General features: G+C 56.2%; 13 protein-coding genes. 2 read left to right on the forward strand and 11 right to left on the reverse strand.

All coding sequences use genetic code 11. From position 1 onward, the window contains the following. Positions 1 to 60 precede the first annotated feature (60 nt). The 4 genes from EJ361_RS16070 to EJ361_RS16085 form a co-directional block, all read right to left on the reverse strand. Positions 61 to 3,063 carry a LamG-like jellyroll fold domain-containing protein gene (locus EJ361_RS16070; RefSeq protein WP_205687029.1) on the reverse strand — a complete coding sequence of 1,001 codons (3,003 nt, stop codon included), beginning with the start codon at positions 3,061 to 3,063 and terminating at the stop codon, positions 61 to 63. 15 nt (positions 3,064 to 3,078) lie between these two features. Beyond that, a complete protein-coding gene (locus tag EJ361_RS16075; RefSeq protein WP_126246661.1) occupies positions 3,079 to 5,403 on the reverse strand; it encodes a hypothetical protein in 2,325 nt (774 codons plus the stop codon). A 300-nt stretch (positions 5,404 to 5,703) separates the two neighbouring features. Beyond that, complete coding sequence (locus EJ361_RS16080) at positions 5,704 to 7,515, reverse strand: RagB/SusD family nutrient uptake outer membrane protein (RefSeq protein ID WP_205687030.1); 1,812 nt, start codon at positions 7,513 to 7,515, stop codon at positions 5,704 to 5,706. An 18-nt stretch (positions 7,516 to 7,533) separates the two neighbouring features. Continuing rightward, on the reverse strand, positions 7,534 to 10,563 hold the full coding sequence (locus EJ361_RS16085) for a SusC/RagA family TonB-linked outer membrane protein (protein WP_164714286.1): 3,030 nt from the start codon (positions 10,561 to 10,563) through the stop codon (positions 7,534 to 7,536). A gap of 344 nt (positions 10,564 to 10,907) precedes the next feature. On the opposite strand from EJ361_RS16085, the gene EJ361_RS16090 reads away from it, so the two are divergent. Continuing rightward, complete coding sequence (locus tag EJ361_RS16090; RefSeq protein WP_164714287.1) at positions 10,908 to 11,780, forward strand: AraC family transcriptional regulator; 873 nt, start codon at positions 10,908 to 10,910, stop codon at positions 11,778 to 11,780. On the opposite strand, the gene EJ361_RS16095 is transcribed toward EJ361_RS16090, so the two are convergent. From EJ361_RS16095 to EJ361_RS16110, 4 genes are read right to left on the reverse strand one after another with little or no spacing between them, the layout of a single operon-like run. Next, the gene (locus tag EJ361_RS16095) at positions 11,781 to 12,185 is read right to left on the reverse strand and encodes an L-rhamnose mutarotase (RefSeq protein WP_126246664.1); all 405 of its coding nucleotides are present in this window, start codon (positions 12,183 to 12,185) and stop codon (positions 11,781 to 11,783) included. A 15-nt stretch (positions 12,186 to 12,200) separates the two neighbouring features. Next, complete coding sequence (locus tag EJ361_RS16100; protein ID WP_126246665.1) at positions 12,201 to 13,763, reverse strand: sodium:solute symporter family transporter; 1,563 nt, start codon at positions 13,761 to 13,763, stop codon at positions 12,201 to 12,203. A gap of 18 nt (positions 13,764 to 13,781) precedes the next feature. After that, on the reverse strand, positions 13,782 to 14,954 hold the full coding sequence (locus EJ361_RS16105) for a mandelate racemase/muconate lactonizing enzyme family protein (protein WP_126246666.1): 1,173 nt from the start codon (positions 14,952 to 14,954) through the stop codon (positions 13,782 to 13,784). Beyond that, on the reverse strand, positions 14,951 to 15,844 hold the full coding sequence (locus EJ361_RS16110) for an aldo/keto reductase (protein WP_126246667.1): 894 nt from the start codon (positions 15,842 to 15,844) through the stop codon (positions 14,951 to 14,953). Before EJ361_RS16110 ends, EJ361_RS16105 begins: the two co-directional genes overlap by 4 nt. A 297-nt stretch (positions 15,845 to 16,141) precedes the next feature. Between EJ361_RS16110 and EJ361_RS16115 the strand changes: the two genes are divergently transcribed. Further along, complete coding sequence (locus EJ361_RS16115; protein WP_126246668.1) at positions 16,142 to 19,732, forward strand: M43 family zinc metalloprotease; 3,591 nt, start codon at positions 16,142 to 16,144, stop codon at positions 19,730 to 19,732. Positions 19,733 to 19,803: 71 nt separating this feature from the next. Here the strand turns inward: EJ361_RS16115 and EJ361_RS16120 are convergent, their stop codons facing one another. From EJ361_RS16120 to EJ361_RS16130, 3 genes are all read right to left on the reverse strand, one after another. Next, positions 19,804 to 20,616 (reverse strand): helix-turn-helix domain-containing protein, encoded by an 813-nt coding sequence (locus EJ361_RS16120; RefSeq protein WP_126246669.1) that lies wholly within the window; start codon positions 20,614 to 20,616, stop codon positions 19,804 to 19,806. An 82-nt stretch (positions 20,617 to 20,698) separates the two neighbouring features. Beyond that, positions 20,699 to 21,436, reverse strand: a complete 738-nt coding sequence (locus tag EJ361_RS16125; protein ID WP_126246670.1) for an SDR family NAD(P)-dependent oxidoreductase — start codon at positions 21,434 to 21,436, stop codon at positions 20,699 to 20,701. Between the two features lie 19 nt (positions 21,437 to 21,455). After that, a complete protein-coding gene (locus EJ361_RS16130) occupies positions 21,456 to 22,091 on the reverse strand; it encodes a DUF2652 domain-containing protein (protein WP_126246671.1) in 636 nt (211 codons plus the stop codon). Positions 22,092 to 22,107: the final 16 nt, after the last annotated feature.

Raw genomic sequence — 22,107 nt, forward strand, 5'->3', positions numbered from 1 at the left:
ATACGTGAAAGACCGCAAACTCCGTTGCGGTCTTTCATATCAGTTATAGGTAACATCCTGCTACTTGCTTTCGCGGATCAGATACCAGCCAAACCCTCCCGCCGGAATGCTCAGTTTTATATCCGCAACGGCGCCGTCCCGCAAAGCTACATTCCACTGCCTGCCATCGCTGCCGGTAATACCGGCTTTAGATTTGACACCTGTATAATACAACGGAACGCTGACGGTTTTCACGATATCATGGTCCGTAGGATTGAAAGCGATGAGCATACCTTTGTCTTCCAGGAACGGATTGGCATGCAGCATGAGGTCGATGTCGCGGCCATCGGGCCGGCCGAGGTGGATGATATCTGAAGTGAGGATCTCGCGGTATTTCCGGAACCAGTCCACCCATTTGGCGACCATGGCTTTGGTTTCGGGAGTGTCGTACAGGCGTTTCCCGCGAAGGGTGAACTGGCAGCCGCTGGCCAGGTGCTGGAAGAGGCCGGTTTCATATCGGGCGAGATTATCGGCCAGGGGTTCCAGGCCTACCCGGGGATCGTTGGTGTAAAAGCCTACCAGCTGCAGGCTCATCCAGCCCATCGTCGGGGTTTTATGCCAGGTGCCGTCGTATATGTACTGCCGGCCGAGCAACAGTTGCTGCTGAGGTGTAAGGTTGGCGCTGGCTTCGCGATAGCCCATCCCCGTGGCCGATTGCCCGTTCAGGAAATACCAGTCGGGAATGGGAACGTACATGTTCCGCCGCTGCAGTTCATGCAGCACTTCCACTTGCGACTGCCACTGTTTCCATTGCGAATCGTGCAGCCCGTTGTGATGGGGGTGATCGGTGGCGGCGCAAACGTCGCCGTGATAAGGGCCGTCCATATTGTAGGTCATAAGGCCGGTTTTGTCGAAAAACTGCCACATGGCCGGGTAATAGGTGTCTTTCCATTTGCTGGCGATGCAAACGCTCTGGCCGAAAAGGCTTCCGGGCTTGCCGGTTTTCGGGTCGATGCAGTCCACATCCTTCCCTCTCCCGCGCGATGCCACCTGCAATTCGTATCCGCCCATCACAATGTTCCTGTCTTTCGCGAATGCGGCAATTTCCTTCCACAGCGCCACATACCCCGTATCCAGTTTATCGTGCGAAATGCCGGGCCAGGCCATGATATCGAGCCTTTCAAAGCCCAGTTCGCCCATTTGCGTGATGAAGTTTTTCAATTCTTTCCTGTCATGGGAAGTGATGCCACCGGTGATGAGCGACTCCGTGACCTGTGGCGCCAGTGTCCGATAAAACCGGCGATGGGCGAGGCTTTGCCGCTCACGGTCATCGCTGTCATGCAACAATTCGAAAGTAGTGAAGGACGTGAAATCCTTTCCCGGCGCCAGGATCTCCGCGGGGCCCATTGGCAACCGGCTTACGAGCAGCGAATGGTGCGGGAAGCCGAGGAACTTGTCTTCAGCCTGGTTATGCGAGGCCCAGGTATTATAGTCTTTATCTACCAGCCACTTCGTGGTAGACCCGCCCGCCTGGTATGCCGGTGGGATGCCGGCGTAGTGCATCAGTGCGCTGCCTTCGGGGTCGGCATTTGCCAGCGCAAACGAATAATCGCTTTCCACGTGCAGCCGCTTTTCCTGGTCCTGCGTTACGGCCAGCACTTCGCATTCCGTTTCGTTCACCAGCACCGGCCGGCCGGTGCCGTTCCTGACCGTGATCCATTTGGAAACTACCGGGATGCCGTCGTACATCTCGTAATGAACAGACACTTTCATCGCGCCTTTCCATTCCGGTTTCGATGCGGGTGCTTCGTAATGCATAACCACATGAAGGCCCTTCGGGGGCCAGTCGGCATGCTGTGCATTGTATTTCTGCTGCCAGGGATAGCGGGGTTGCGGCTGGCGCACCTCCAGGCCGGCGAACTGGAAAGCCGACGGGTCGGTCACCATATCTTTCAACCAGGCATCGAGCAGATAGGATTTTTCCGGCTGGCCCGAAAGCCCGCCGATATCGTACCAGGTGCTGTCGAATTTGATGCGCGCCTCGGGTTTCACGGCCCGGAGGTATTGCGCACCGCTGGAAAGGTTCTTGAAGCTCACGCCCGCCAGGTTATCGCCGATATAAAACTCGCGGCTGATCAACCCGTTCGACAATTGCAGTCTTCCGCTCAATCCATCGGCCGCAGGCGCGAAAGTCAGTGCCGAAGCCTGCAGGATGCGGTGGACCAGCCAGTCCTTCGGCGCCGCTGTTTCGCCCGCCGCGTTTGCCCGGCCGATCTGCCGGTTGGCGGATATGGCGGAAATGATGGCGCGCTGTCGGGTTTCGGCCTGCTGGCGGTTACGTGCAACGGCTTGCTGGTTAAAATGCAGGTCTTTGGCGGGATTGAACTTCCCACTTACAAGCGGTGTCATCCTGACGTCATAGATCAGTCCACTGAAAGCCTCCATCCGTGCAACGCTTCCGAGAAAAAGCGTATCTGCCTGCAACGGCAAAGCCGCAGTTTCCGCGGCGGATTTCTTCCCGTTCAGGAATACGGTGGCTTTCTGTTTCGTCACAATGATAGCGATGTGCGCCCACTCGCCGGGGGCAACGTCGCCGATGGGCCCGCGGGCCGCCACACCGTTGGCATACAGCGTCCATTGGTTGTTTTCGCGGTACACGGCGTAACCGGATTTCTTGCTGCCAAGCGCGAGTACGGAGGTTTTGGCAGGCAGGCGGTCGGCAGCGCCCTGCCGGGCGTTGGCTTGCAACCAGATTTCCAGCACGAAATCACCTTTCGCCATACCGGCAGCGCCTGTTGCGGCATATCCTGCACCTTCACGAAAGAGTACAGCGCCCTCTCCTGCCAGCTTTTTATCAGCAGGAGCATCGGCAAAAAACAAGGGCTGCCCTTTGCGCTTCAACGCATTTCCCGTACCGCCCATCGGCCAGAGCGAATCGGGCGCGGTGGCATAGGTAACGGCACCCGCCCGTCCCATATTGTACTGGAAGGCAGGGGCCTGCTGGGCGGCGGCCGTCATACAGACCAACATGGTGGATGCGGCCAGCGAGAGGTATTTCATCATATTTCCTTTGCTATCGTTCATGTCAACAATTATTATTTATCGTCCGGCAACCTGAATTTCGATTTCGCCGTTGTTATGGATCTTCACGTTCGTTGCCCCGCCGGAGGGTACCGCCACTTTCGGCCACTGTACAAATTGCGTGTACCCCATTGGCTTGCGGGACTGACGGGCGTTTTCAGCGAAAACCGAAACGGCCGCGTCGTAGGGCGTTGAGTTGGTGAGGCGCAGGGTGACGGAGGATTTGTCTTCTGTCAGCTTTTCCGCATTCACATGGTCGAATACGTACATCAAGCCTTCGCCGGGGCGCACATATATCCCGGGAATTTCCATGGCCATGAGAATGCCGTTGGTTTCGGTCCACGAGTTGCGGGTATGGATGAAGTTGCCGATGGCGCCGGCGCCTTCCGCATCGCTGGGCTGGATGCGTTCCATGCTGCTGCCGATGAGATAATTGGTTGTGATGTGCCCCGGCATGTTCACGGCTTCTGTATGGGCGTGCTGGATGTCGCGGAGGAGATCGGCGTAGTGGCGGTTGCCGGTGGCGCGGAATAGTTTGAAAAGATGATCGGAGGATGTAGTACAAACGCCCGGAGCCGCGTGTTTATTCTGGCTGCTGGCCCAAACGGCGCCAGCCATCCGTCCGCCCAGCTTCGCGATGGTGCTTCCAGGCGGGAAGACAGGGTCGTAGGCCAATGTCCACGACGCGCAGAGGGCGGCTTGCGCTTTGGCGCGCTCCAGCCAGATCGTTTTGCCGGTGTACCGGTACATCGCCATGAGCGATTCCATGAACCCGAAGGCTGTTTCGGAATCCGCGTCCTGCGAAATATCGCCGCAGGCGCCGCCGGTAAAACCGCGCTGCTCCATATCTCGCCGGTAATAAAACTCCGCGGCATCGCCGGCCACTGTCAGCCACTCCGGCCGGCGGAAATAATCGGCGGCCAGTGCGAGGCCCGCCGGCACGATGGCCCCGGCCGACGAATTAAAAACCGCCACGGCGCCCGTTTCCGGAACAATGTACTGGCCGAATTCGCCATGGGCTTTCCAGGTTGTCACGAAAGCGGCGGCCAATCGTTGCGCGGCCGTTTCCCATTTCGGGTTGATGATGTTCCCATGCCCCTGGGCTTTCAGCAGCAGGAGGTGTTTCATGAGCCAGAACAGCACATCGCCGTTTTTGCGCACCATCGCCTGGAGCGCCGGGAAATCAGGATGGGCTTTCTCCGTCCCCAGTTCCCCTTCTTCCGAAATAAACCCATAAAAATATCCACTTCCGCCCTGCATCTTCGATACGATGAAATCCAGCTCTTCCGCCACCCTGTATCTTTCCAGTGAATCATTCAGCGCCAGCATGGGGAAGGTATTGATCATGCCGCTCACCCATCCCAACTGGAAATGCCGGCTGTTTTCCGGCAGGTAATATTTCCCGGCTTTCGTTTCCATGAAATTACCGCGGCAGATAGCTGTCCCCAATTGCGCCACCTTACTCATGGGCACGAGATTTCTCGGCGTATTCGGCCCCGTCACCGATTTCCGGATCTCCATGAAATGCCGGAAATGACCGGAAATCCCTTCCGATTTCTTTCCAAATATTTTAAAACGCAACACTACTTCATCGCCGGCCGACCAATCCGGCGCTTTGTCGCCGCTGGCGTGAAAATCCCCGAACCCCGCGGCGCGCGTGCGCATGGCAGGGGCTGTGATCCGGAAAGTACAGGTGTCGCGCCGCTGATTTTCGAAAATCGATAACCCGTTATTGCCGAACCGGGTCTGCTGCCCGGTGAGCACGAACCAGCTCTGGCCCTTGCCGGGCGCGTAAAAACTCATGCCGGGAGCTGCGGTGTTGGCAGACTGCAGCTCGAGGAACGAAGTATCCGCCCCGGGTAATGCAAGGCGCGGGTTGTTGGAGATCGTCAAAGGCACACCGGGATTGAAGTACATATCTTTCGGGTACTGCGGATTATACCCGTTGCCGATGGCGCGGTAACGGTTGCCGTTGTAAACGATGCCTGGCACCAAAACGTAATTATCATCCCGCCAGTCCCCGAAAACGAAATCCACCACCAGCGCGGTAGTTGTCGCTTTTCCCTTCAGCAGCCTGCAACCGAGCGCCACTTCGGCCCCACCGTTTGCCGCGGGTTTCATTTTCCAGTCGAGCTGCCAGACATTGGTGCCGTCTATCAGCACATTCCCGTTTTTGAACGGCAGCGAACGCTGCACCACAGTGCCTTCGTATTGTTGCAGGCTGACCTTCAGCCCGCTGTTCAATGGGCCGATGGCGGCCGGAGGTACTGCCTGCTGCCCACAGGCGATTCCCGTCCAGCCCGCCATCAACCACACACTTGTCCATTTCACTTTGCGTATCATCGTTTCTTGTTAATCTGTGAATAATATACTGCCGGGAACGGCAGTACCATTTTTCTTCGGGCGTTCAGTGTCAGCTACCAACTGATCCGCCCGGTGGACTTAACCAGTTTAATTCAACCAGAGAGTCTTTACATTTACTGTAAACGTGGCATTATCTTTTTATTCCAGGTGTTTACCGAAAGCGCCGGCGCCGACGGAAAAATCCGTCAGCGCCGTGCCCGGCCGGCAAGTGATTCCTATTTCATTTGTGATATGCTTCTTCCTGCTTTTGCCGGCTTTATCAGTCTACATGAATTACCGTTATTGCAAGGGATCGAAGGGTCCGCCCCATTCCTTGTTCTGCTTCAGCACACCCTTCGACTGCGACAACTGGCTTTCCGGCAGTGCGTAGAACCAGTGGTTCAGGTCGAGGTTGAACTTGTAATTATCGTCGTTATCGAGATTGTCGATGTATTTGGCGGAGAATTTCGCGCGGACGGATGCCGTCATGATATTATCGGCCGGTGTCACCATCTGGCCGTCTTTGATGGTGATGTACAACCCATGGCGGAAGCCCTGGTTATTGAGGATATCATACCGTTTCCAGCGGCGGAGATCGTTGAAGCGTTTGTTTTCGTAGGCGAATTCCGCGAATCGTTCCTGGATGAGTGCTTCGCGGACCTGCCCCTGCGTAGTGGCCGTGATACCATATGTATCGCCCGCTCCTGCCGCGATGCCGGCGCGCTTGCGGATGTCTTTCATCACCTGGATGGCTTCTGCCATACGGCCGGTTTCGTTGGCGCATTCGGCATAGTTCATCATTACTTCCGCGAACCGGATCTCCACCCAGTCGGTCTGCGCCTGTCCGCCGAGGCCCGCCGTTACCGTAGTATCCAGCCCTTTCCGCTGGAAGAACCCTGTGATGCTGGGGTTCCCGGGCATGGAGGGGTGGATCACGTTGAGCATATTCACGAATTTGGCCTGGCCGGCATCATATTTCCAGACGTTCCAGAAGCTATTACCTTTCACGTAGATCGGCGCCACTTCATCGGGTGTGGGATACGGCGTTCCACCGCAGAACACCGTAGTGTAGAACCGGTCGTCGCGGTTGGTATAGAAATCGGTGAGGAACTGGGCGTTGTAGGCATCATTGTCCAGCTGTGCCTTATCCAGCAGCATGGGCGAGCCGTCGCGCTTCGGGAAAGCGAGCAACAGCGACAGGATGGGCTGGTTGTTGTTAGACGCGTCTTTGGTCAGCGGTTCGGGCCGGATGCCGTTAAAATTGTTGGGATGGTTGGGATAGAGGAACTGGTTGACCATGATCACTTCCTTGTTCCTTTCCTCCGACCAGATCGTTCTGAAATTCGGGTGCAGTGCGTGCCCCTGTGCTACGGCTTCGTCCATCGCTGCTTTGGTGGCCGTATATGCGGCCTGCCAGCGCGCCTGGTCGTTGGTGGGATTGAAAAGCGGGCTGGCCCATTGCATCAATACCTTCCCCTTGAACGCCATCGCCGCCACCTTCGTGATGCGGCCATAGTCTTGCGCTGCGTTGGGATATACACCCGGGAGCGCTGCAATTGCGTCATCCAGGTCTTTTACGATCTGTGCGATGCATTCCGACGTTTTGTTGCGGGCTACGAACAGCCCTTCCACATTCGTTTCGTCCTGCGTTTTGAGAATGAGGGGTACACCGCCCACGTTGTTTACCATACCGTAATACGCCCAGGCGCGCCAGAACTTCGCTTCACCCTGCAATCGCTGATTGGTGACGGGGGAAATAACAGATGCCGGAGCTTCCGCCAGGTGGTCGAGGAAGAAATTGATCCGGTCGATCTGCTCGTAGTTGAGCCCGGAAGTGGTAGACGATACGGAGATGATGCCGCGGTTGTAATCGGGCATGCTGCGTACGTTGCTCATCCCCTCGTCCGAACTGTTGCCGTTGAAGGGCCATGAAGGCATCATGCGCCCGTAGATGTCGCTGAGGAAGGCCTTGATCATCGCCGAATCCTTCCAGACGGTTTCGGGGTTCAGGTTGTTATTATTTTCGTAATCGAGCCCTTTCTTGCAGGCCTGGCCGCCGAGCGCCGCCGCGCCTGCGAGCATGATCGTAAATAGTTTATTGCTGAATTTCATAATTGCGGAATTTGGTGATTACAGGGAAAGAACCGCGCCGAAGTTGAACGCTTTCATGATGGGATAGGTGAAACCGTCCGCCATTTCGGGATCGTAGTATTGCTTCCCGAATTTGCTGATGACGAACAGGTTGCTGCCGTTAAAGAAGAACCTCAGTCCGCGGATGCCTGCCTTACTGGTGAGTGACGAAGGCAAACTGTAGGAAGCCGCCAGGAAACGGAGCCGCAGGAAGCTGGCTTCCTTGCTCCAGAAGGTGCTCGCATCGTTGGTAACCCTGCGGGTGCCGTCGTTGGCGGAATAGCGGCGGGGCAGTCCGGCATTGGGGTTCTCGGGTGTCCAGCCGTCGGTGTACCAATCGCGCCACATACGGTTCCATTCCACGTTGCCGTCTACCAGATTGTTGACCATCCGGTACTGTCTGAAGTTGCCGCCGAACGAAGCCTGCAGCCCGAACCCTTTCCATTCCGCACCCAGGTTCAGGCCTACGGTAACGGGGTTGCTGTTGGCTTTCACCACTTCAAAATCCCAGTCGTCGATCTTGCCGTCGGGTGTATTGTTGGGCCCGCTGATGTCTTTGTAAGTCAATTGCCCCGGTTGCGGCGCGATACCGTAGTATTTATAGCCCGGGTTCTTGGACACGAACGCGTCCACGTCGGCCTGTGTGCGCAGCATGCCCGTCACCACACGCGTTACCACCCGGCTTACGTTGTTGCCAACGGTTTTCTGCCAGGGGTAAGAAATGTTCTCGTCGCGGATATTGTATTTGGCCACACCATATCCCGCGTTGGCGTTCACATAATATTTGAAATTACCGATGTTGCGGTTCATACCGAGGGTCAGCTCCACCCCTTTCGATTCCATTTCGCCATAGTTGGCATCGGGCAGGTTACGGCTGAATGTAGGCGGCACCGAAGCCAGGCGTTTCCCGAGGATATCGTAGGTTTTTACTTTATAGAATTCGAGCGAGGCGTTGTAGTGGTCGAGGAAGTTGGCTTCCAGGGCGGCGTTGTAGCTTCGCGATTTTTCCCAGGTCAGGTCTTTGTTCACGATCGGCCCGTAAGTTACGCCCACATTGGTCTTGGGATTCGTCCCGAAAAAGGCGGAGCTGCCGTTTGCGTAAGACTGCTGCCACTGCCATCCGCCCACGAGGTCGTTCCCCGTCAGGCCTGTGGACGCGCGCAGTTTCAGGAACTGGATGCCGTTCACGCCCGAGAAGAACTTCTCCTTAGAAATGATCCAGCCGGCGGAAACGGAGGGAAAGAAGCCCCAGCGCCGTTCCGGAGCGAACTGCATCGAACCGTCGTACCGGTAGCTGAACGCCGCGATGTATTTGCCGTCGAAATCATAGCTCAACTGCCCCACCCAGGAACGGCGGCCGTTGTTCTGCTCGGTACTGCCACCGTTGTAGGAATCCAGCCGGTCACCGCTGGTAGCCCACCACTGGTCTTTCACGATCACCGGGAAATTGTCGCGCGAGGACGTGATGCCACCGGCCGACCAATCCGATTTTTCATACAGCAACATCGCCTTCACGTGGTGAAGCCCGAAAGTGCTGTCGTAATTCAGGGCGAAGTTCAACGTGTGAGACGTCATCCAGGAATAGTTTTCCTGCAGGTAGGATTTCCCGATCTGCGAAGACTTCTTGAGTGCAATGCGGTCCGCATCGTTGGTACTGATCTGCCTTACGCCGGTGGTTTTCATCACCCACATGTCGTACAGTGTTTCGAAAGCCTTTCCGCGGGTGTTGAAATACGACTTGAAAAACTGGCCGCTGGCCGACAATCCGGGGATGCCCGGCACCTTGTATTGCAAGCGCACGTTGATCGTGGGTGAAAGCCAGTTACGTTTGATATAGCCGCCGTCGCCACGGGTTTCCGCGCCTACGTTGGCGATCCAGCCATAATCGATCGGGTTACCGCCGTCTGTCCAGATCGGCTGCTCGGGCTGCCACAGGAGCTGTTTACGGTAGAGATCGTTAGGATTGGCCGCCACGGCGGTATTCGGCGGACCGTAAGTAAGACCGTTGTACATTTGTACGCTGGTAAATGCCTGCAGCCTCGGTGTAATATCGGCCGTAATGTTTGCGCGAAAATTGTAACGGTCGTACGTCAGGTTCTTCATCATGGCATCTTCCTTCACGTAGGCGCCGGAAATGAAGTATTTGATCTTCTCGCTGCCGCCGCTCACGCTGAGGTTGTGCGACGAAATGTTGGGATCGTTGTACACTTCGTTCAACTGATCATAGCCCCATCCGTTATTGATCTTTTTGAAATAGTCGAAATCGGACTGCGACCACATGGAGCTGGAACCGGGATTAAGGCGGTTGTAAATTTCACCGGTCTCGATGGCGCTGGTGCGCTCGGCGTTTTTCCCTCTTTTGGAGAAACCGGTGTTGTAGGAATAATTGATGCTCGCCAGCCCCAAAGCGCCGCGGCGGGTCGTTATGACGATAACACCGCCGGCCGCGCGGGCACCGTACACGGCAGCCGCCGCCGCATCTTTCAGCACCGAAATGTTATCGATATCGATAGCCGATAGGTTGTTAAAATCGTCTGCTGTGGAAATAATACCGTCGATTACGAATAGCGCGGCCTGGTTGTTGAACGAAGTACCTACGCGCACGCGGATCGATGGCGCCGATCCGGGAATGCCCGATGGCGTGGATACGAAAACGCCGGGGAACTGTCCGGCCAGCAGGTTGCCGACAGACGTGGTCGGGAAATTCCGACGGTCTTCATCCATCTTCATGGTGGCCACCGAGCCGGTCACGAGGTCTTTGCGCTGCGTGCCGTACCCCGTCACCACAAAATCTTTCATGGTAGTGGCGGTGCTTTTCAGTATTACGCGAAGCGTTGGCCCGGAAACCGTCACGACCTTGCTTTCGAAGCCCGTCATGGAAATCCGGAGTTTGGCGTTCAGGGGAACGCTTAAGGAGAACCGGCCCTCTTCGTCGGCCGCCATGCTTTTCTTTTCTCCGCCGGTCTGGCTGATGGTAGCCCCCGGCAACGGCGCACCCGTGGAGTCGGTGACTACGCCTTTAACTTGCATGTTGTTTTGCGCATACATACTCGTGGAATAGAAAACCAGGCACAACAAACCCAGCATCCAGCGCTTAAATTTTGATTGATTCATAAAGTGAATTGTATAGGTAGAAAAATTACCGACAGCCCTGTTTCATGGCAAGGCGATCCTATATCCAGGCGATGGCATAAAATTCCAACTCTGCCGCCCGTTCCGCCACCCTAAATTTGACCATTAGCTATGCTTTTTTTGCAGGATGGTGATAAATTGTCGGTCAGACATTTAATATGCTGAAAAACCAGCACAAATCAGTATATTTGAATAAGATACATTCCACAAACCAACAGAGAAACATTCCAGGACCGGTATTTATGCAATACATTTATGAGAATTTCACTTTTCCGCCCGACCAATCGTTTACCGTACGGTCGGAGATACTGGAAATAAAGAAATACACTGCGCTGAAATCGCATGTCAACTTCGAGATCGCGTTGCTGGAGAACTGCAGTGGCAAGCGTTTCATCGGTGATCATATCGAAGATTTCGAGGGAACGGAGCTCGTGTTGCTCGGGAGTTACCTGCCGCATTGCTGGCAGTATTACACCACGCTCGACCCCATGATCCCGCCACAGGCAACGGTGATCCATTTCTTCCCCGACTTCCTCGGGCAGCAATTCCTGGAAAAGCCCGAATCCAAGCAGATCAACGAGTTGTTTGCGCGCGCGGCGAAAGGGGTTTCGTTCTCGGGATATACCATCCAGACGGCCAAGCTCATCATGCAACAGATGCTGTTTTCTAGCGGGATGGCGCGCGTGGCGCTCATGCTCAGTTTGCTGGACACACTGGCCAATGCGGAACAGGCGCGGGTACTTTCTTCCCCGTTCTATAATTCCGTGGCTTCATCGGGCGAGGCGCAAAAGATCAATAAAGTGTTCGATTATATTTTCCAGCATTTCAGGGAAGAGATTTCACTGAAGGCAGTGGCGGATATTTTGCCCTTGTCGCCCGCCGCGTTCTGCCGGTATTTCAAAGCGCGGACCAACCGTACGCTGATCGATTTCGTGAAGGAAGTGCGCATTGGCCATGCGGCCAAGCTGTTGCTGGAAAAGAAGCACAATGTAACGGAGGCCTGTTACATGAGCGGGTACAACAATCTATCCAATTTCAACAAGCATTTCAAGGAAGTAAAGGGCCTCTCGCCGAGGGATTTCATGCGGCAATACGACAACTCCGGCGGCCGTTGATCATTTATTTTCAAAATCATAGAAAGGCAATGCTTCCGTCCACGTCTGTCCGGGCAATGTTCCTTCCACCCCTCTCTGGTACCCCGCCATCAGCCGGTTCCATTCCGCGCAGCGCGGGTCGGATGCTTCGGCTTTCTTTCCCATTTCATTGAGATCGGCGCCCTCGGGCACGGTGATCACCATGACCAGCGTGTGCTGGCTGCGGAACATGCGGATCTGGCGATAGCCCGCTTTCTTAAACCCCTGCTCCACTTCCGGCCACACGGATTCGTGGTATTGGAGGTATTGCCGCAGCGAATCGGCACCGGGCGTGATGTTGACCACGAAGACTTTCTCGGCCAGGCGCTCCTTCGTTCCGCAGGCGGCGAACACGAAAACGGACAGCAATACAATCATCCAACGCATAGAAATAGTTTTTGATCAGGCGAAATAAAGGTAAATAAGGAACATCACAAGGGCCAGCAATCCCCACATCACCCACACACCCATACTGGTACGGCCTCCCCGGCGCCATGATTCCGAAATCGACGGCAGGGCCTGCACGGCCGGAGGCTTGGTCATCAGCGTAACCGCCACCAACACCACCGACATGGCCACGAAAAGATAAAATGAAAGCAGCATGAAATGCGGCCAGAATTCCTTCGAAGGGAAGCTCAGCACATGGCAAACGCCCACCAGCAGGCAAACCAGTCCGCCGCCGTACAACACCGTTTCCGCGGCCTGGCGGTTCACCCTTTTCCAGGCGATGCCGCCCACGAAAACGACCGACAACGGTGGCGCCAGGATCGATACCATGCCCTGGCTCAATTCAAAAAAGCCTTTCCCCGACCGGGAAAAAACCCAGGCCACACCAACCGCCAGCACCGCGGCCAGCAGGGTCGCCCACCGACCGGTAGTGCGTTTCGCCGTTTCATCCATTTCCCGGAAACGGGCCAGCACATCGAGCGTAAGCACGGTGCTGAACGAGTTGAGGCCCGAAGATACCGTATCGATCAAAGCCGCGATGAGCGCGGCGATGCACAGGCCCAGGAACCCGTGCGGCATCACCTGGCTCACGAGCGTGATATAGGCATTATCTGGCTGCGCGATGTCTTTATACAACACGTAACAAATAATCCCCGGAAGTATGAAAATGAACGGCATGAGGATTTTCAGCGCGGAAATGAAAATGGCACCGTACTGGCCTTCCTTCATACTCCTGCCTGCCAGCACCTTCTGCACGATCGTTTGGTCGGTACACCAGTAATATATCCCGACGACCGGGTACCCCAGCACCATCGCCACCCAGGAATATTCCGGGTCGGACGCGGGGCGGAAAAGCTGCCAGTAACTTCCCGGCGCGGCTTCCACGAGCGCCTGCACGCCCCCGGCCTTGCGCAGCGCGAGGTAAACGAGGATAATGGAAGACAGGATGATGATCACCGACTGGAAAATACCCGTCCGCACCACCGCCTTCAATCCACCCACCGCCGTAAAACTCGCCGCAATAAGCGCCACTACGGCCACGGCCTGCATGAGCGGTATATCGAATATCTGCGAGATGATCAGTCCGCCGGCATACAGCGCGCATCCCAGCCAGACGATCAAAATGGAAATGAGACTGTACCCCACGAGGAAATTGTACGAAGGCTTCCCGAACCTTGCCAGCAGGAATTGCGGCATGGTGTAGACTTTCGTGGAAATGTAATGCGGCAGGAAGAACATCGACATGAGGAAGATGAAGAACCATGCCAGCCATTCGAAGTTGCTGCCCACCATCCCCTGCGTGAAACCGATGCTCGCGAAGCCCACCAGCATCGACGGGCCGGCGTTGGCGCTGAACAGCGAAAATCCGATCTGCCACCACGACAGCGACCGGCCTCCGAGGAAAATATCCTTGCCGGCTGCCTTGTTCCGGCTGTTCAGATAAAATCCGGTGGCCAGCAATGCAACTACGTAGAGCAGCAGCACTGCATAATCGGAAGATGCCAGGGAGATTTTCAAATATTATCCATTTATGATTTACAAAATGACATTCGGTCGATAGGCGGCCATATCCGCCGCGTCCCATGTTACGGAACGGGTGATTTTCCCGGCGTGTGACCAGTGATCCCAGTCGATGCGCACCGGCGACCCTTCGATATCCGGGAGCGACCAGCCGCCGGCGCGCCATTCCGGCCGGACGCTGAAATATTTCTCCAGTCCGGACATGATCGGGTACAGGTATTCCACGCGGCAGGAATCGGGCGCCGTGGCCATGAGGCCTGCCGTGTACAGGGAATATCCGCCGGAGGAAAAGTCGGCCCCGTTGCGAATGGCCATGTCGCGCACTTCCGCCCATTCGCGCACGCCGCCGATCTGGGTGGGCACGGGCTGGAGGTGTTTGACGCCGGCTTTCAGCAGCGTGGGGAACATCCGCGAAGTACGTTCCGATTCACCGAATGCCACTTTCACCGGCGAGCCAGCGCATACGCGATGGATGTGTTCCATGCCGGCGGAATGCACAGGTTCCTCGATCCAGGCGATGTTGCAGGCGGCGGTTTCGTCGAGGAAACGGAGCGCCTGGTCTGCATGCCAGACCTGGTTTACGTCTACGGCCAATTGCACATCGGGGCCCAGCAAGCTGCGTACGAACCGGACGCGCTCCGCATCTTCCTGCGGCCGCCCGCCGAAATCCTTGCCGATCTTCATTTTATAGCAATCTACGCCTTTCCCGAGGAAGAAATTGACTTCCGTTTCCAGTTGGGCGTAAGTATAATTGGTGCCGCCGCCACTGCCGTAGATCTTTACATCGTCTTTATCCGCACCGAGATAGCGGTGCAATGGCTGGCCGGCGCGCCTTGCGGCGAGATCGTGCAGGGCAAAATCGATTTGCCCCAGCATCGCGGCCGCGGCGCCGCGGAACCCTTCGTTGCGGATCGACCAATATAGCTTATGGTATAATTCTTCGTAGGGAATACCTGCCCCATGCAGCAGGATCGGCAGGAAGCAGGATTCCAGGATATTGGTATAGCTGCTGAAAACCGGCGCTTCGCCGACGATGCCATGTTCGTCTTCCAGCGAGATCACCGCCAGGCCAAACGTGAGGAAAGGGCCCATGGTAGCGTCCTGGAAAGGCGTAACGGCCGGCACGGGCTCCAACACGGTAACTTTTACGCGGGTAATATTGAAAATCTGGTCGTTGATCTTGTTCATGTCAGTGATTTCTCCTTGCTCGATTGTAGAATTTTTTGGGAAAGGATAGCTGGCAAAGGCCCGGCGGCGAAGTCGCCGAGGGTTGCCCGCAGTTCTTCCGGGTTAGACGGGCCGATGACGATGTTGAATTCCGGTGGAAAGGACAGCAGGAAGCGATGTGCCATGGCGCGCAGTTCGAGCCCTTCGCTTTCGGCCAGCTGGTGGAGGCTCCGGGCGGCGGCGATGTCACTTTCGGGCAGCCATACGGGCGGATTGCGGGAGAATTCGGCGAACGGGCGGCCGAGGGCGCCCATGTTCAGCGGACTGGCGGCAAAGTAGCGCATGCCGGCAGCGAGGGCCGCGGGCAGGGAGGTTTCCAGCGCCGGGGTGTGGCAGGCGTTGAGGCGGTTGTATTCCATCAGCACGCTGAAGGTATCGTCTACCAACCACGGCCAGGCGTACAGGGGCGGATTGCCGCCGATCCCGATCTGTCGGGCGTATCCGCGGTCTTTCAGTTCCACCATCACTTCCACCACCCTTTCGAATTCGTGTTGCGGGATTTGTGCGGGATCGTGGAGGAAGAGAACGTCCAGCTCCGGGATACCCAGTTTTTCCAGCGAAGCCGCCACGCTGCGGAACATGGCGTCTCGGCTGTAATCGTAATGGCCGTCGTACGCCGTGGTCCCAGGCAACCGGCCTGCCTTGGAGCTGATGGCCGGCAACGGGCGCCGCCATTGCCGGAGCGCTTCACCGACGAACCGCTCGGCCTGCCCGTAGGCGGGTGCGGTATCTATCGCCCCGATGCCCAGTTCCATCGCCTGCAGCACCGTTTCAACGGACGCCGCGGGCTCCACCGGTCCCCAGATCCCGCCGATGCCGGCAGTGCCAAGTATTAACCGCTCAAATATCATCCCGGGAATTTTTCAACATCATACGTTTATCAGTCTCTCCAAATGTACCTACGCACCTGCCAAATCCGCCAGATGCATTTTGACCAATTTACATGTTTTTTTGACGGAGCCGCCCACTGAATATGCAATCGAATGTTGCGCAGGCAGACTGCTGTCCTCCGGAAAACCTGTCCGAAAACCGTAAAGAATCCCTAACTTGCCCGGCGAAACACAGATCAGTGAACAAGGCATGAGCACACATTAACGAGTCTCTTTGTTGTAAGCAATTTAACCGTACTATTTGAAGCACAACGTCCTATGAGCAAATTTTCGATCCGGAAGACCCTGTTCACCGGTTTCCTGCATATATTCGGCATCGCCTCTTTACACGCACAATCGACGCAACCGGTCTTCACCTGCGGTTCAGACATCCTCCTGGCCAAACTGCGCGACAACCCTTCTTTCCGGATCCGCGAAACAGGTATGAACCAACGCATCCGCCAATTCGCGGCCGGCCCGCAAAGCAAAGCCGCCACGGATTATGTGTTGCCAGTCGTTTTTCATATCCTCAACGCCGACCCTGCCGCTATTACGGACGCCGATGTGGCGGCGGCACTCCAGCAACTGAACGACGCCTACGGCCAAACGGGCGCTTTCGCCGGGGCCAGGACCAACACCCGCATTCAGTTCTGCCTCGCCAAAACCGATCCCGACGGCGGTAAAACCACCGGCATCCTCCGCGCCAAAACCTACCTGGGCGATTTCGACGCCGATATGGAAGGCGGAGACGTTACCGCCATGGGCCGCTGGGACGGCAGCCGGTACGTCAATATCTGGGTGGTAGAAGACATCAAGTCCGAATTCATGCAAAACTTCGAATGCGGGAAATGGCGGCGGCTGAAAATGGGCGGATATGCCAGCGCAGGCGGAGATATCGTAGTGGCGGGGCTCGGTGTGGGCGTGCTGGCCCACGAAATGGGGCATTACCTCAGTTTGCTGCACACTTTCGCAGCGATGGACTGCAAGAATAACGATTGTGCAACGGATGGCGATATGGTGTGCGATACGCCCCCGGATAAGTCCATCAACGGCGGTTTCGCCTGCAGCGATCCGGAGAACAGTTGTCATACCGATACTCTGTCCGGTTTCACGACAGACGTACCCGACCTTCCCGACAACTTTATGGATTACGGCGGCGGCAGCGGTTGCGTGTCTTCTTTCACCGAAGGACAGGCCGAGCGGATGCGCAACTTCATTGCCACCTCGCTTCCCGGGATGATCGGCAGCACCTTGTGCAGCGAGCCCTGTGCAGACGCGGTGGCGGCTGCATTTACGCGCGATATCGATTTCCCGGTAACGGGGAACACCGTTCAATTCACCAATACTTCCGCCGGCGCAACGCGGTACGAATGGTGGGTGAATGGTCAGCTCCAAGCCACCACAACGGATTTCAGCCTGCTTACAGATAAAAAACAAAACTACCATGTAGCGCTGCGGGCCTATACCGCTACCACGGGATGTTTCGCTACTTTTCATCAAACGGTGCAGGTAAGCTGCGGGGTGGTGGCGCGTTTTTACCCGGATAAAAGGAAAATCGCCTCGAAGGAACAGGTGGAACTGGATAGCATCCTTTTTACCAACCGTTCCGAAAACGCGACGGCTTTCCGGTGGTTGATGCAGAATGACAAGGGGATGATGGAACAATCGGTGAGCACAGACAAAGACCTCAAGTATATTTTCAAAGTGCCCGGCACCTATACCCTACGGCTGGAAGCAACCGACGGCAGCTGTACCGACACCACGAATGCGTTCACTTTTACGGTAGATGATCCCACGGCCGATGGCGCCATTTACGTCCGCTCGGTGGATTGTTACGAAAAGGACAAAATCCGCGTATCCCTGTATTTCTACAACTTCGGCTACAAGGAAATCCCGGCCAAAACGCCCGTTTCCTTCTACGACCGCGACCCGCGGCTGCCGGGAGCCCGGCTGCTGGGGAGCCCCTACCTCATCCCCTACGCCCTGAAAGGCAAATGCCCCTCCTACCTCGAAACCACGATCATCGCCGCAGGCCGTTCGGATTTCGACACGGTGGTAGCGGTGCTCAACGATACGGGCAGCATCGTGCCGCTGACGTTCCCCAATACCGGGATCGATGAATCCAACTACGGCAACAACTTCAATTTTACCAAAAACTTCCGGTTCAGGGTGAAGATCGTTACGGACGAATTCACATTGCAGCCCGGCGAGCAGGTGACCTTTGCCCCGGAACCCGACCGCGGCGGCAACATCGCCGCCGGCAAATGGAGCCTGCCGGATGATCTCAGTTGCAGCGATTGCATCGGACCCGTTTTCACCGCGCCCTACCGGAAAGGAACGCAACTCATCAAAACATTCGTTGCGGAGAGCAAATACAAATGTTATGATACGGCCACCGTTACCCTGAACCTCCCTATCGTGGACGATTACACGGTGAAGATCGATGGTTCGGAATGCGCGGCCGGCGGCCAGGTACACGTGGATTTCACGATCTGCAACCAGTACGCGAAGGGCAACGTTCCCCCGGGCCTGGAAGTCGTATTTTATGACGGGGACCCGGCGCAGCCGGGGGCGAATCAACTGGGGACCGCTTTCAAGACCGGGCAGTTCAGCGGCGGCGCCTGTGAAACTTTCGACCGGGTGATCCCCGGAACGGCAACAGGCAAGCTCTTCGCGATCGTGAACCCCGGCGGTCCCGTGGCGGAAACGGGGCCCAACAACAACCTGCATTCAGCGCAGTACCAGGCACCGGTCGCTACCATCCATCCCGAAGACACGACCGTTATCCGCAAGCACAGCTATCCCTTACGTTTCACCACGGAACATTTCTCTCCTGTCAGCTACCGCTGGAGTGTCGACAACGGTAGTTCCGAATTGAGCTGCCAAACCTGTCCGGCGCCGGATATCAGGGTACTGGACACGTCTGTCGTGAAGCTGGTGCTCACGAACCCGTTCGGCTGCACCACAACTGCTACCGCCAAATCGCAGCAATTCCCGGCCGATCTCACCATCAGCATCCGCGACGTAAAATGTTACGACAACAACCGCACTTACGTCAAGTTCCAGGTGTGCATGCAAAACGGCTACGACGTGGTGTATGGCGGCATCCCGGTTACGTTTTATGATGGACCGGCCGCCCGTGCATTGGCCACTACGTTCGTTCCTGCGTCTCAAACCGCCAATTGCGTCATTGCACAATTCATCATTCCGACACCGGCTTCCGGCGAAGTGGTGGCGCGGATAAACGATCCGGGGCAAACCACGGCATCTCCGCTCATCGAATCGGATTTTACCAATAATGTACATGCCGCGAAACCCTTGCCATTTACCGTCAAATTCCCGGAACCCGGCTCGTTGGTATCGCCCAGGCCGGCTGGCCCGCTTCGCCTGCAACCCATTCTCACCGGCGGCCCCGCACGTAATTGGCAGTGGGAACCCGCGCCGGGACTGTCTTGCACAACATGCGAACAACCCATCGTCCACCGGACAGGCTCATCCATGCAATACCGCGTTACCGCCACCAACGAATTTTTCTGTACTTCCACCGCTGTTTTCGACCTCAAAACCTTCATCCGCAAAACCGTCGAAATGCCCACCGCATTCTCACCCAACAAAGACGGCGTGAATGATGTGTTCTACGTGATCGGCAGCCTGAACATCAAAACCGTCAAGGATTTTATCATTTATGACCGATGGGGCAGATCGTTCTTCGAAAGACATAACATCCCGGCCAACGACCGGCAATTCGGCTGGGACGGAACCGGGATCAAAGGCCCGGCCAGTGCGGCCACCTATGTTTATTTCGTCCAGGTACTGCTGGACGACGACCGCATCGAATCGTTTACGGGAACGGTGACGCTTATCCGGTAACCTTCCAAGGCTGTTATTGGTGCTGCTTTTCTCCTTTGCAACGGCATGCGGCACAAAAACAAGTGACACCCTTACTCCCGGGCGGCCAGCAGCGAAGTGGGCGCATAGCCGAAATGCTTCTTGAAAGCGAAAGAAAAATGCGACAGGTTCTCAAACCCCACTTCATAGCAAACATCGATGGGTTTTTTCTTTTTCTCCACGAACTGGTAATGCGCCAGTTCCAGCCGCTTTTGGGTGAGCCACTTCTGCGGCGTGGTGTCGAATGTTTTTTTGAAGTCGCGCTTGAACGTAGTGAGGCTCCGGCCCGTAAGATAACCGAACTTTTCCATGGGCATGTTGAACATGAAGTTTTTCTCCATGTAATCCGCCAGGTCGATTTTCCCCGGCTCCTCAAAGCTGGCGAGCATACCGTCTATCTCCGGATCGAGGGAACGCAGGATGGTGACAGCCTCCGTGATTTTCAGATGCGCGATGTCCTTCGGCAATTCCTTCATATCGAAGTACGGCACCAAAGACGACAGGCAGCTTTGCAGCAGCGGATGGTCCCTGAAATGGCGGATCTTCTGCTCTGCCGCGGGTTTCGGGTTCACGCCAAGCCTTTCATAAAAATCCCGCAGCCAGGGCGTGGTGAGATGCATGACTACCGTTTGATGGGGCTGCCCGTCTTTCGGATAATTGATGATCGTAGCCAGCTGGTTGCGCGGGATAAGGAAAATATCACCCTGCTGGAATGTGTACGTCCCTTCCGACTGCACGATCTTCGTTTCACCGGAAATGAACCAGATGAGCATGTGATGTTCGAACAGGATGTCTGATTTGAAGAATTTGTCCTGGTAGCAAGACAGCTTGATATCTTCCGTAATATATTTTGCCTGGTATTCCATGTGCTGATTTTTAGGTTCCGCGGCGGCCTATTGCATAAAAATACGCATAATCGGCCGCAACCGGAACTTCGGGAATTATGATTTACTTGTTCAGGGATTGCCCGCCGTCTATGAGGAAATCCGCGCCGGTGATGTATGCCGCATCGTTGCCGGCGAGGAACCGGATGAGGTTTCCGGCTTCTTCCGGAACGCCGAGCCTTGCGAGCGGCACGCCGGCTAAGATGAAATGCTGCGTATCCGGATGGTCCAATCCCGCTTTCTCCATGATGGCCGTGCTGAAAGGCCCGGGGCTCACCGTATTTACGCGGATGCCCCGGGGCGCCAGCTCCACCGCCGCTACTTTCACCAGTGCATTGATGGCAGCTTTGCTGGCCGTGTAGATCGAAGTCTGCGGTTTGGCGGTGACGGCGGAGGAAGATGAAACCAGGATCACCGAGGCGCCGTCGCGCAGCAAGGGAATGAACCGGCTCAGGGTAAAGTACGCGCCTTTCAAATTCACGTCCATCACTTCATCGAACAGTTCTTCCGAAGCGTCTGCGATGGCAGTTAACCTGGATACGCCCGCATTCACCACCAGCACGTCTATCTGTCCATATTGCATGGCAATGCCTTGCGCGAGCGCCGTTATGTCCGTTACATTGGCCTGGTCGGCGATCATGCCCACGGCCCCCAGTTCGGACGCCGCCTTGTCTACCGCCGGCTTCCTTCTACCCGTGATGATCACCCGCGCGCCGCTTCCGGCCAGCGCTTTTGCCGCGGCATACCCGATCCCGCTGTTGCCGCCCGTTACCAGGGCTGTTTTGTCGATTAAAGTTTGCATTTGGATTCGTTTTTCGTTGTTAACAGAAATGCTGCGCTGCCGGCTGCAGGCATTCAAAAAGGATGTACGTGAAGCAAAGGTTCCGCAGTCCGCCGTATAGCTCGCACAGCTGGCTGGAGCGCCCGGCTATGGGGAGGTTCCCGGTCAGCGCGGGTTGCAGCGCATCCGTCACCAGCAGGTACGACCGAGCCGGCACATTGTTCTTCAGCAGGCGGTGCGCTTCCACCACCACTTCTCCGTACAGTTTATTATACGCCCCTACCGAGAATTCCGCCATATCCCCGTAATGCGCGATGGCTTTGAGGTGCAGGTCGAGCTGCAGCCCGAACTGCGCTTCCAGCTCGCGGAGCTTGCCGTCGAACGCCGTTTTCATCGCTTCAAACTGTGCGTACAGCGCTTCCATGTCGGGGATCTCTTCCCACTTGTAGAAAAAAACGGCATCCCCTTCAATTTCTGCGACCTCCATCCCGAGCATGTTATGTTGCAGGATAACGGCCAGCAGTTCGCAGGTGATGATTTGTCCGGCCATGAGGTCCGTACTGCGAACGAGCGTTGTAAACCCGCTCATATCGGGGATGAACACGAGGCCTTTGCGGGCTTGCGTTCCATGAATGCGATGTACGGGATTTCCTTTCGGAAGGATGAAGGGGCGCATGGGAATTGATTTTAGG

Origin of the sequence: Chitinophaga rhizosphaerae (assembly GCF_003958645.1) — a bacterium.
Lineage (GTDB): Bacteria > Bacteroidota > Bacteroidia > Chitinophagales > Chitinophagaceae > Chitinophaga > Chitinophaga rhizosphaerae.